Below are 12278 nucleotides of genomic sequence, written 5' to 3'. Positions count from 1 at the left end.
CCGGTTCAAGGCGACGCAGGCGGCGCACGCCTCCGCGACGCGTCGCCCGCGGCGGCCATCGGCTTGCGGCGTCAGATTCGCAGCCGGATCACCTCGGTGTGCTCGATCCGCTCATTGCGCTTGGGGATATGGATGAAGAGGAACCCGTCGCGGTATGTGGCCACCCCGCCCTCCGGGGCGACGCACCTGGGCACGTGGAGGACGCACTCGAAGAGGCCATAGCGGATCTCGAGCTGGTGATAGACGCACTTCTCGTCGCGTCGCGGCTCGCGGCGAACGCCGCGGACCACCAGGGTGTCGGGGTGCAGCTCAATCGAGATATCGTCCACGTGCAGCCCGGGCGCCTCAATGCACACGACCAGTTCCGACTCGGTCTCGTACACGTCGGTCGGCGGCCGCCACAGCGCTGCGCAACTGTTGCTGAACGAGAAGTTCACGGACATTTCGCTGGCAAGGCGCGAGAGCTGCCCCTCGAGCCTCTTCAGGCGTCCGAGGAACTTGAGGCTTTCCGACGCCATAGGGGGCACCTCAACAGCAGGCCACGGTCGCACCAAGCCCTGGGAGCACTGCCCCGGGGCGAACCCAGGCAACTGTCCCTCGCACTATATCACATGCCCGGTCACCTGTCAAAACCCTCGGCCACCTTGATGACCCCGGCGGCCATGTCCGCGATGTCCGCCGGCTCCATCTGCTCGTGAAGGCCGAGGGTCACGACCTCGCGCAGTGCCGCCTCGGTGTGCGGGCACAACCCTTCGACGTAGTCAATGCGGCGGCCCCCGTGGCAGCCATCGAGGGGATGCGCGGAGGCGCCGAACGTGCGCCGCGACACGAGCGCTTCCATGCACAGGTAGATCGGCTTGCCGGTGTAGCCGTGCCCGCACGGAATCCCCTCGGCCCGCAGCGCCTCGGCAAACCGCGCGGGGTCGTGCCCCGTGATGCGCAAAGGGTAGAGCCAGTACGTGTGGCGGCCCCCCGACGTCACGGGGGCCGGGGCGACGCCAGGGGCGTGGCGGATCCGTTCCGTGAGCAGGCTGCCCAGCTCGTTGCGGCGGCGGACCACGTCGCCCACCCGTTCGAGCTGGGCGAGGGCCACGGCGGCTTGAAGCTCGGTCATACGGTAGTTGAGGCCGAGCATCACGTACCCGCGGGCTCCGGGTCTCCGAGGCCATCCCTTGTCGCGGAACAGGGCCATCCGTTCGGCCAGCGCCGGATCGCGGGTGATCGTGAGGCCGCCATCGCCGCACGTCATGTGTTTCGATTGCTGGAGGCTGAAGCACCCAATGTTGCCGACCGTGCCACACAGCCGCCCATTGTAGTCGGTCAGGTGGGCCTGGCAGCAGTCCTCGATGAGAGCGATGCCGTGCCGTCGGGCAATGTCGGCGAGAGCGTCGAGGTCGCACGGGTTGCCGAACAGATGCACCGCCAGCACGGCGCGGGTGCGTGGCGTGATCTTCGCCTCGACGTCGCGGGGGGCGATGTTGAGGGTGGCATCGGTATCGGCGAACACAGGGACGCAATTCTGGAACAGGATCGGCGCCACCGTGCCTGCGTCGGTGATCGGCGCGGTGATCACCTCATCCCCAGGCTCGAGGGCCAGCGCGCCGAGTGCCGTGTGGATGGCCGCCGTGCCCGAGGTGCAGGCCACGGCGTGCGGCATGCCATAGAGCGCGGCGAAGCGATGCTCCAGCTCGGGCACCATGGTGCCGCCCGGGCCAAAGAGGTTCTGCGAGCGGATGGCCTGGGCCGTCAACTCGACCTCGCGGTCGCCAAAGGGCCGCCGTGGCGGGAAGGGCCTCGTGCGCACGGGCGGGCCGCCTTTGATGGCGAGCATGGCCATCGCATGGCCTCCTCAACTCCTGCGCTTCAGCCAGTGCATGTAGCCGATGATCGCGGTAGCCAGCAGGCCCAACACGATCAGGCTCACCCCCAGCCGCGTGACCGAGCCGGCGACCGGCTTCTCCCCCTCCGTGAGCGCCTCGGTGGAGCCGAAGACCAGCACCAGCACCCCCGCGCCGGCGCAGGCCGCTCCGATGCCATAGGCCAGCAGCGTGGCAAGCCACGGCCTTCGACGCGGCAGCGGGTTGGTCTTGGGCCTCCTTCTGGCCATTCGGCTCCTCACTCCGCCCCGCTCCACAGAGTACCCGTCCGGGCAGACGTGTCAAGCACCGAACCCAGCGAAATCGTTGAAGCCAGATGCGGCGCATGCTATACTTGGCGGCGCCGTCGGCCGAAGCCGACTCGCCGGCCCCTCTGCTATCCGGCCACTCTGGGGCCCCCACGCCCACGCCCACGCCCGCGATACGCGGGAAGAGCACTCGCCCAATGGAACCCCTCGACGACTTGGAAAGCAAGAGCGTCTACATCATCCGCGAAGCCTATCACCGCTTTCGCCGCATCGCGTTGCTCTGGTCGGTAGGCAAGGACTCCACGGCGCTCCTCTGGATGTGCCGCAAGGCGTTCCTCGGCCGGGTACCGTTTCCGGTAGTGCACATTGACACGGGCTACAAGTTTCCCGAGATGTACCGCTTCCGCGACCATTACGTCCGGGAGTGGAGCCTGAGCCTGGTCGTCGCCTCCAACCGCGCCGCGCGCGACGCCGGGGTCGGGCCGGCCAAGGGCTCGAGGCTCGACTGCTGCACCGCCCTCAAGACCCAGGCCCTCCGCCAGGTGATCGAGGAGCACGGGTTCGAGGCGGTGCTTGTGGGCATCCGCCGCGATGAGCACGGCATCCGCGCGAAGGAGCGCTACTTCAGCCCGCGCAACGAGGATTTCCAGTGGGATTATCGCAATCAGCCCCCCGAACTCTGGGACCACTACAGGTCGCTCTCCGACGATGGCCAGCACATTCGCATCCACCCGCTGCTCCACATGTCCGAGCTGGATGTCTGGCGCTACATCCAGCGCGAGAGCTTGCCCGTCGTCGAACTCTACTTCGCGCGTAACGGCCAGCGCTTCCGCAGCATCGGCTGTGCGCCTTGCTGCACCCCCATAGACTCCGGGGCCGCGGATGTTGCCGAGATCATCGCGGAACTCGCAACGACTGACATTTCCGAACGGGCGGGCCGCGCCCAGGACAAGGAGCGCGCCGGCACGATGCAGCAGCTTCGCGCGCTCGGCTACCTGTGAGTCGCCATGGAGCACGACCCGCAATGCCCAACGATCGGTTGAAGGTCGCGTTCCTCGGCCACGTGGACCACGGGAAGTCCACCCTCATCGGCCGCCTGCTCTACGACACGGCGTCCGTGCCGCCCGACCAGCTCGAACAGCTTCAGTCCGACTCGGCCGCCCGCGGCCTCGACACTGAGTTCGCTTTCCTCCTCGACCACCTCCGCGAGGAGCGTGACGACGCGATGACGCTGGACACGGCCCAGGCCTTCTTCTACGCGGGCGACCGCGAGTATGTGGCCATTGACGCCCCAGGCCACCGCGAACTTCTCAGGAACATGCTCACCGGGGCCTGGGAGGCGCAGGCTGCCGTGCTGGTCGTGGACGCCCAGGAGGGCCCCGACGACCAGACCCGACGCCACGCCTTTCTCCTCTCCCTGCTCGGCATCGCCCGCTGTCTCGTGGCAGTCAACAAGATGGATCTGGTCGGCTTCGCTGCCGAACCCTTCGAGGCCGCGCGGGGCCAAGCGCTGGCACTTGTCGCCAGAGTCGGGGTCACGCCGGCAGCCGCCGTCCCCATCAGCGCCCGGCAGGGCGACAATGTGGCCATACCTTCGGACCGCATGCCCTGGTACCGCGGCCCCACGGTGCTCGAGGCGCTCGACGGCCTGCCGGGGGCTCACGCGGCCGAACGGCCGATGCGCTTCTGTGTGCAAGACGTCTACAACTTCGACGGGAGACGCTACATCGCCGGCCGCGTCGAGAGCGGCACCCTGGAGGCTGGCGGCCGCGTCCTGCTGTTGCCGCAGCATGCCGAGGCGCAGGTGTTGACCATTGAGCGGTTCATGAGCGACCGCGCGGCAGCGGAGGCAGGCGAGTCCATCGCCGTGACACTGCCCGACGAGCTCGCCGTGCAACGCGGCCAGGTCCTCTGCGCCCCCAATCGCCCACCGCGGCTGGCGAGATCGCTGACGGCGCGCCTCTTCTGGCTGGCCCCTCGCCCCCTCGAGCGCGGTGCCAGCCTCACGCTCAGGCTCTCAACCCAGGAGACGCCGTGCCGCGTCACGGCAATCGCGCGGCGGACGGACTCCTCATCCCTCGACATCCTGGAGCAAGAGGCGCGCGAGCTGGCAGCCGCGGAGGTGGCCGACGTGAGCCTTGAGACACCGACGGCCCTTGTGGTGGAGCCCGCCAGCGAAAACCCGGCGTTTGGCAGACTCGTCCTCGAATCAGACGCCCAGATCGTGGGGGCAGGACTCGTCGTGGAAGCCCGCTAGCGGGCTTCGCCACGCGCGGCGCTCGGACGAACAGGAGAGCAGGCGATGGAGTCAAACGCGGCGCCGCAGCACGGGTCGCGGCCTCTCGGGCTTTGGGGAGCTATGCTCCTCGCCGCCTCGGTGGGCGCACTGGGCGGCATGCTCTACGGCGTGTCGGAGAATGTGCGCATTCTCGCCAGCCGCGAGATGGCCCCCCAGCGCCTCGACCTGTCCGGCCTCGTGGCAAGCACGGCGCAGGCGGTGGCATTGGACGGCGCGGCAATGGGACTCTTCCTCGCGCTCGTGGGGGCCGCCATCTGGGCCGCGGCCCGCTCACGCCACAGGGCGCTCGACCCGCCGGCCTTGCTCGGCGTTGCGGCCGCTGCCCTCACGCTCATCCTCGTGCGGGTGGGGCTATGGGACATCGTCGAGGAACCCGCCAAGCAGGCTTTCGTGCGGGCCGGACGTAAGTTCGTCTCCACCGAGGTCTGGCTCATCAGCGTGCTGGCGGCCGTGGGGGTGGGAGCCGGGGTGTGGGCGGCGTCCCGACGACCGGGGTGCGGGCGGCGAGTTGCGGGCCTGGCGCTCGGGCTTCTGGGCGCGGCGTTCGTGTGGTCCACCTGGTCGCTGTGGCTCGCCGGCGATGGCCAGACCAAGCCCCTGCGGGTGTCGGGCAACTGGCCCGCCACGGCGCTCGCCCTCGCCGCCGGCGGCATTGCGCTTGGCATATACCTCCTCGTCGCTGCGGCGACGCGCGGCAGGCGACGCCAAGTGCTTGTGGGGAGTGCACTGGCCGTCGCGTCGGCCGCCTGCCTGGCAGGCGGCACGCTGGGGCTGCCCCGCAATAAGCCGCATCTGAGCCGGGCCGCTCGACAGGGCAAGAGCGCCGATCTGCCGCAGCCTGCACCGCAACGCGATCTGCCGAACGTGCTGTGGATCGTGATGGATACGGCGCGCGCCGACGCCCTCTCGTGCTATGGCAACCCTCGCAAGACCACGCCTCACCTGGACGCCTTGGCTGCCGATGCCACGCTTTATGAACGCGCATTCACCGTGGTGCCCTGGACGCTGCCCTCGCATGCCTCGATGTTCACGGGCAAGCTCGCCTGTCGTCACGGCTGCACCGACGAGCGCCCTTGGCTCGATGGCCGCCATGTCACCATCGCCGAGCTTCTTGCCCGGCAAGGCTATCGCACCTTCTGCTGCACCGCCAACCCGTTCGTCTCACCTAAGTACAACCTGGCGCGAGGTTTCGATACCTATGTCCAAGTGAGCACCTTCAGCGAAGGCCGCAAGCGGCGCCTCCTCGTGCACCAGCTCCTCGATGCCCTGTCTCGCGCCGACCACGGGGGCCATACCGCCACCCGTCTCGCCCGCACATGGATCGCCGATTGCACCACGGCGAAGCAGCCTTTCTTCATTTTCCTGAACTACATGGAGGCCCACAATCCCTATGGCTCCACTCCGGCCAAGGACCGCTGGCTCCCCGACCAGAAGGCCCTCGACCGCGCTCTGGGCGTGTCGCAGGACTACCTGGCCTATGCCGCCGGAGCGCGGGCCGGCACACCCGAGGACTACGCCGCATTGCGCGCGCTCTACGACGGCGATATGACTTACCTCGACGAACGGATCGCGGAGGTCATCGCCGAACTCCGCAGCCGCAGTGTCCTCGACCACACACTGATCATCGTCACCTCCGACCATGGCGAGGAGCTCGGCGAGCACGGCCTCCTCGACCACTGCTTCGAGCTCTACAACACGATGCTCCACGTGCCGCTCATCATCCGCTACCCGGGCGCCGGGCCGCGCGGCTCCCGCCGCTCGGAAACCGTCCATACCACCGACCTCTTTCCGACCATTCTCGAAGCCATCGGCATGCCCGTGCCTCGGCAAGCAGGCCTTCACGGACGCACCCTGCTCGCCGCCCCCCAGGCAGGCCTGCGCTACGCCGTCGCCGAGCGCTACGTTTCGACGCCCTGGGCCGCGGGTCTGATGGAGCGATTCCCGCGGTGGAGCGGCGTGCCGCTCTGGCGGCGACTCCGTTGCGTACAGAGCACAGAGTTCAAGTATGTCTGGGCTTCAGATGGCGAGGAGCGGCTCTTCGACCTGCGCTCCGACCCTGGCGAGACGAAGAACGTGATCGCCCAGCGCCCCGAGGACGCTCGCGAGCTGAAGGAGGCCCTGGCGGCTGAGTTCCCATCTCCCCCAGCCGGCCGCGGCGAGACAACGGCTCCGCCATTGGAGGCACCGTGACGCACAGGCCCCTTATCGCCATCGCCTTGCTTGGCATGCTCCTTGCCCCGCGAGCGGCCGAGGCCTACATTGACCCGGGGACCACACAGTCGCTCTTCACCTTCCTCGCGCCAGTCTTCGCCCTGTTGGGGGTTTTCCTGGGCTATGTGCTCTGGCCGTTTCGCTATGCGATCTTTCACCTGTTCCGCAAGGCGAAGCCGCCCAGCGACGCGCCCCCACCCGCCTCAGAGGAGCCGCCGAAGCCGGAATGACCCCCTCTGCCCCCGACAGGCTCATCGTCCTGGGAATGGACGGCCTGACCCCCTCGATCGTCGAGCGGCTGATGGCCGCAGGGCAGTTGCCGGCATTTGCCACTCTGCGAGACCGCGGCGGCTATCGCCGCCTCGCCACGAGCAACCCCGCGCAGAGCCCCGTCGCCTGGTCCACCATCGCCACCGGCTGCAACCCGGGACGCCACGGGGTCTTCGACTTCCTGCGCCGCGACCCGCGCACGTACACGCCCGAGTTGGCCATCCTCAGAGTGAACCAGCGGAACCTGACGGGGCGGCGCGACGCGATGTTCCTGCCGGTGCGGCAGTGCCCGGCCTTCTGGAACCTGGCCTCGGCCGCGGGCATCCCCACGTCGGTGATCCGCTGGCCACTCACGCTGCCGCCCGACGAAGTGTCGGGCCACATGCTCGCGGGACTCGGCGTGCCCGACCTGAAGGCCAACCTCGGCCGCTACACGCTCTTCACGACGCGCCCTCTCGCCCCTGCTGACGCGCAGGGGCGAAAGGGCGACATCGTCCGGCTCCTCCCCGTCCGCGGCGTGTTGCAGGCGCGCTTGAGCGGCCCCGAACGCTCCAGCGTTCCGCTCCAGGTGCGCGTGGAGCAGGGGGCGAACCGCGTCGTGGTCAACCTCGATGGCGAGAGCCATGAGGTGAAGCTGAACGGCTGGAGCGGCTGGGCCCGCGTGAGATTCACCGTCCACTTCGTCCGCCGCGTGGCGGCCGTCCTCCGCTTCCACCTTCGCTCGCTGGCGCCCTCGGTCGAGTTGTACGTTACCCCCCTTCAGCCCGACCCGCGGGATCCGGCCTTCGTACTCTCGCACCCCAGCGGCTATGCAGGCGACCTGGCGCAGGCGATCGGCGACTACCACACCCTCGGAGCGCCCGAGGACACCAACGCCCTCTCCGACGGGTCCCTCAGCCCCGACGCCTTTCTCGAGCAGTGTGACATGGTGATGGCGGAGCGCGAGCGCATGCTCTGGCACGAGTTGGGTCGCCTCCACCGCGGGCTGCTCGCCTTCGTGTTCGACACCACCGACCGCGTCCAGCACGTGTTCTGGGGCGCCCTCGACCCGACCCACCCCGCCGGCAACGCGGCATTCACCGCCCGCTACGCCACGCTGGTGGACGACTGGTACCGAAGGATGGACGGCCTCCTCAGCCGAATGCTGGATGCGGCGGGCGATCACACGGCACTGTTCGTTCTCTCGGATCATGGCTTCACCACGTTCCGCCGCGCCGTGCATCTGAACTCGTGGCTGATCGAGAATGGCCTCATGGCCCTGAAGACGACCGACCGTCGCGGAACCCTGTTCCGCAACGTGGACTGGGCACGGACTGTTGCCTACGCCGTCGGCTTTTCCAGCATCTACCTCAACCTCCAGGGCCGTGAGGGCCTCGGCAAGGTCCGGCCAGGCGACGCGCCGCGGCTTCAGCGCCACATTGCGGACAGGCTCGCCGCGTTTTCCGACGCGGGCCAGCCGGCCATCGAGCGCGTGTACACCCGTGACGAACTCTACCACGGCCCCCACGCTGGGGATGGGCCGGACCTGGTCGTCGGCTTCAAGCCTGGCTACCGCACGTCGTGGCAGACGGCCGTCGGCGGCTATCCCGAGGGCCTGATCGAGGACAACCGCGAAAGTTGGAGCGGGGACCACCTGGTGGACCCCGCCCACGTGCCGGGGGTACTGTTCGCCAGCCGTCCCCTTGCCGCGCCTGAGGCCTGCGTCGCCGATGTCGTGCCCACCATCCTGCGGCTCCTGCGCCTCCCCCTCGCTGCGGAACTGGAAGGCCGCTCGCTTCTCCCTTGACCCAATCGCTGCATCCGCTATCATAGGGAGAGTGGAGGCGGCTCTCGCTGCCGGCCCGCAAGAGAGGATGAGGATGGCCTTTTGCCGTCGTTGCGCCGCGGTCGCCATGTTCGCTGCCCAGGCGCTTTGTGCGCTCGCCGGTCAGCCGCCCAAGGCTCTTGAGCCCGGTTCCTTCGAGGAGACTGCGCGCTCGCTCCGTCTCGCCATCAACGACCTGCATCAGGCGTTTGGTTCACGCTATTCCAGGGCGCCGGAGTTCCTTACCCGCCTCGATGCGATTGAACGCGCGACGGCCGCCGCCACGCCTGCCCAAGGCGAGAGGCTACGCGCCGAGTTGGATGCCCTCCGGCGCGAGGCCCTCATCGCCAACCCCCTCGTGAGCGGCCAGCCGATCCTCTTCGTCGTGCGCCACCAGTACGCTCCCGATCACCACAACACCGAGACCATGTTCCAGACCGGTGAAATCTGCACCAGCAAGTTCAAAGGTCCAGGCGCCCTCAAGGCTATTGACTTCGCCAGAGGCGGCGAGGTCAGGACCCTGCTCGACGTGCCCAACGGCGTCGCCCGTGACCCTGACGTGAGCTTCGACGGCAAGCGAGTCCTCTTCGCGCTGCGCCACCACATCAAGGACGACTATCACCTCTACGAGATCGATGCCGACGGCTCCGGCCTGCGGCAACTCACGTTCGGCGCCGGCGTCTCCGACTTCGACCCGCTCTACCTGCCCGACGGCCGCATCGCCTTCACCTCCACCCGCGAGCCCAAGTACTGCATGTGCAACCGCCACATCATGGGCAACCTGTTCCGCATGGACGCCGACGGCGCGAACATCCACCAGATCGGCCACTCGACCCTCCACGAGGGCCACGGCGCTCTCACCCCCGACGGCCGTATCCTCTACGACCGCTGGGAGTACGTGGACCGCAATTTCGGCGACGCCCAGGGCCTCTGGACCACCAACCCTGATGGCACGAATCACGCCGTCTTCTGGGGCAACAACACGCCATCGCCGGGCGCCGTGCTCGACGCGCGCATCCTTCCCGGCGCGCCCGAGCGCTTCATCGCCACCTTTTCGTCCTGCCACGACCGCCCCTGGGGCGCCATCGCTCTCGTGGACCGGCGCATCGGCGTGGACGGCAGGGCGCCTGTGCTCCGCACCTGGCCCCCCAGCGCAATCGGCATGGTGATGCAGGGCAACTACGACCGCTTCACCTCCACGAAGCCCAAGTACGAAGACCCGTATCCTTTGAGCGACACGTACTTCCTCGCCTCGCGTCAACTCGAGGGGGAGCAAATGGGCATCGTGCTCCTCGACCTCTTCGGCAACGAGGTGCTCCTCCGCACCGAAGCCCCCGGCTGCTTCGACCCCATGCCGCTCGCGCCGCGCCCGAAGCCGCGCGTCATCCCCGACCGCTCCGACTTCGCCAGGAGCGACGGCGCCTTCTACGTCTACGACGTCTACATCGGCACCGGGATGGAGAACGTGCCGCGCGGCACGGTGAAGGCCATCCGCGTCGTCGAATCCCCCGAGAAACGCTACTGGACGAACTCAGCCTGGGACGGCGGCACGGGCCAGCAGGCGCCGGGCATGGCGTGGGACGACTTCAACAACAAGCGTATCCTCGGCACGGCGCCGGTGGAGACCGACGGCTCGGCGTACTTCTCGGTGCCTGCCGACACGTTCGTGTACTTCCAGCTTCTCGACGCGGACGGCATGATGGTGCAGACCATGCGCAGCGGCACCATCGCCCGCCCAGGGGAGACGACGGGCTGCATCGGCTGTCACGAGAACCGCCTCGGCGGAACGCCGAATCACCTCAAGGCCGCCATGAGCCGCCCGCCCTCCCCTCTCAAGCCCTGGCATGGTCCGCCGAGGCTCTTCAGCTACACGGCCGAGGTGCAGCCTGTCTTCGACAAGCACTGCGTCCGCTGCCACGACTACGGCACCGAGGGCGGCAAGAAGCTCTTGCTCGCCGGCGACCTGACTCTGTGCTTCAACGCCTCGTACACCGAGCTGAGGAAGAAGGGCCACGTGCGGGTAGTCGGCGCCGGCCCAGCCGACATCCTGCCGCCCTACTCCTGGGGCTCGCACAAGAGCCGGCTCGTCGAGAGGCTGCGCAAATACCGCGACGAGGGCACGCTCGACGCAGAGGCATTCGACCGCGTGGTCACCTGGATTGACATCAACGCCCCTTACTATCCCTCCTACGCTAGTTCGTACCCAGCCAATCTGTACGGACGCTCGCCGCTGGACGGCAAGCAGCTCGCCGCGCTGAGCCGGCTGGTCGGCTTGGACCTTCAGCGCCGCGAGAACGCGGACCAAGTGAGCCTCACGCGGCCCGAGAGGAGCCCGTGCCTCGCGCGCATCCCCGACAAGAGCGACCCGCGGTATGCCGAGGCGCTCGCGATCCTCCAGGCCGGCGCCGCCATGCTGGCCCGGGCGCCGCGCGAGGACATGCCAGGGGCCAGGCTCCTGGGCATCGAGGCCGAGCGCGAGGAGAAGTATCTGCGCCTCCGCCAGGCCGAGGCCGAGGCGCGCCTGGCCATCACCCGCGGCGCGAAGCACCGCGGGAGCCCGTAGCACGCAAGACCCGGTCCGGCCCGTCCGACGGGTCCCCCCGGGGCCGATTCGATTCGCGTCAGCAAACCAGGAGATGCCCATGCCGAGGATCTGCGACGACATCACTCAGGCCGTCGGCAACACCCCCCTCGTGCGCCTGCGCCGTGTGACCGAGGGCTGCGTAGCCACGGTGCTCGTCAAGTGCGAGTTCTGCAATCCGCTGCACAGCGTGAAGGACCGCATCGCCGTCTCGATGATCGAGGCGGCCGAGCGCGAGGGCACGCTCAAGGCCGGGACGACCGTTGTCGAGCCCACCTCGGGCAACACCGGCGTGGGCCTGGCGTTCGTGTGCGCCGCCCGCGGCTATCGCCTCGTGCTGACCATGCCCGATACCATGTCTATCGAGCGCCGGGCGCTCCTCAAGATGTTGGGCGCTCAGGTTGTTCTCACGCCCGGTTCGGAGGGCATGGAAGGAGCGGTCGCCAGGGCCACCGAGATCGCGAGCAGCACCCCCAACAGCTTCATGCCCCAGCAGTTCAAGAATCCTGCCAACGTCGAGGCCCATCGCCGCACCACGGCCGAGGAGATCTGGCGCGATACGGAGGGCGCAGTGGATATCATCGTCGCTGGCGTGGGCACGGGCGGCACGATCAGCGGCTGTGCCGACGTGCTCAAGGCGCGCAAGCCCTCCGTCAAGGCCATCGCCGTCGAGCCCGAGGCGTCGCCGCTGCTCTCGGGCGGCAAGGCCGGGCCGCACAAGATTCAGGGCATTGGCGCTAACTTCATCCCCGAAATCCTGCGCCGCGACCTGATTGACGAGGTCATCACCTGCTCGAACGACGATGCCTTCGCCACCGCGAGGCTCCTTGCGAAGAAGGAAGGCATCCTCGTGGGCATCTCCGCGGGGGCCAACGCCTGGGCCGCCCTTCAGGTGGCACGACGCCGCGAGAACCGCGGCAAGATCATCGTCACCTTCATGTGCGATACCGGCGAACGCTACCTCAGCACCCCTCTGGCCGAGGGATGA

At 68.4% G+C, this 12278-nt stretch carries 10 protein-coding genes; 7 read left to right on the top strand and 3 right to left on the bottom strand.

Going from position 1 to position 12278, the window contains the following annotated elements:
- Positions 1 to 71: 71 nt before the first annotated feature.
- The 3 genes from PLE19_16825 to PLE19_16815 form a co-directional block, all read right to left on the bottom strand.
- Positions 72 to 518, bottom strand: a complete 447-nt coding sequence (locus tag PLE19_16825; GenBank protein HPD16620.1) for an Hsp20/alpha crystallin family protein — start codon at positions 516 to 518, stop codon at positions 72 to 74.
- A 101-nt stretch (positions 519 to 619) separates the two neighbouring features.
- Positions 620 to 1837: a DegT/DnrJ/EryC1/StrS family aminotransferase gene (locus tag PLE19_16820; protein ID HPD16619.1), complete on the bottom strand. Its 1218-nt coding sequence runs from the start codon at positions 1835 to 1837 to the stop codon at positions 620 to 622.
- Positions 1838 to 1849: 12 nt separating this feature from the next.
- Complete coding sequence (locus PLE19_16815) at positions 1850 to 2107, bottom strand: hypothetical protein (protein HPD16618.1); 258 nt, start codon at positions 2105 to 2107, stop codon at positions 1850 to 1852.
- Positions 2108 to 2322: 215 nt separating this feature from the next.
- On the opposite strand from PLE19_16815, the gene cysD reads away from it, so the two are divergent.
- The 7 genes from cysD to cysK all read left to right on the top strand — a co-directional run bounded on the left by cysD (position 2323) and on the right by cysK (position 12278).
- Complete coding sequence (gene cysD, locus PLE19_16810) at positions 2323 to 3126, top strand: sulfate adenylyltransferase subunit CysD (GenBank protein HPD16617.1); 804 nt, start codon at positions 2323 to 2325, stop codon at positions 3124 to 3126.
- A gap of 23 nt (positions 3127 to 3149) precedes the next feature.
- Positions 3150 to 4382: a GTP-binding protein gene (locus PLE19_16805; GenBank protein ID HPD16616.1), complete on the top strand. Its 1233-nt coding sequence runs from the start codon at positions 3150 to 3152 to the stop codon at positions 4380 to 4382.
- Positions 4383 to 4427: 45 nt separating this feature from the next.
- Positions 4428 to 6614, top strand: coding sequence for a sulfatase (locus tag PLE19_16800; protein ID HPD16615.1), 2187 nt, complete (start codon positions 4428 to 4430; stop codon positions 6612 to 6614).
- Entirely contained in the window at positions 6611 to 6865 is a 255-nt protein-coding gene (locus PLE19_16795) for a hypothetical protein (protein HPD16614.1), read from the top strand. Before PLE19_16800 ends, PLE19_16795 begins: the two co-directional genes overlap by 4 nt.
- The gene (locus PLE19_16790) at positions 6862 to 8691 is read left to right on the top strand and encodes an alkaline phosphatase family protein (GenBank protein ID HPD16613.1); all 1830 of its coding nucleotides are present in this window, start codon (positions 6862 to 6864) and stop codon (positions 8689 to 8691) included. The genes PLE19_16795 and PLE19_16790 overlap by 4 nt, the downstream gene beginning before the upstream one ends.
- A gap of 73 nt (positions 8692 to 8764) precedes the next feature.
- A complete protein-coding gene (locus PLE19_16785; GenBank protein HPD16612.1) occupies positions 8765 to 11272 on the top strand; it encodes a hypothetical protein in 2508 nt (835 codons plus the stop codon).
- Between the two features lie 79 nt (positions 11273 to 11351).
- Positions 11352 to 12278: a cysteine synthase A gene (gene cysK / locus PLE19_16780; protein ID HPD16611.1), complete on the top strand. Its 927-nt coding sequence runs from the start codon at positions 11352 to 11354 to the stop codon at positions 12276 to 12278.

It is taken from the genome of Planctomycetota bacterium, from assembly GCA_035384565.1.
Classification (GTDB): Bacteria; Planctomycetota; PUPC01; order DSUN01; family DSUN01; genus DAOOIT01.
This window is presented reverse-complemented; position numbering and strand designations above follow the sequence as displayed.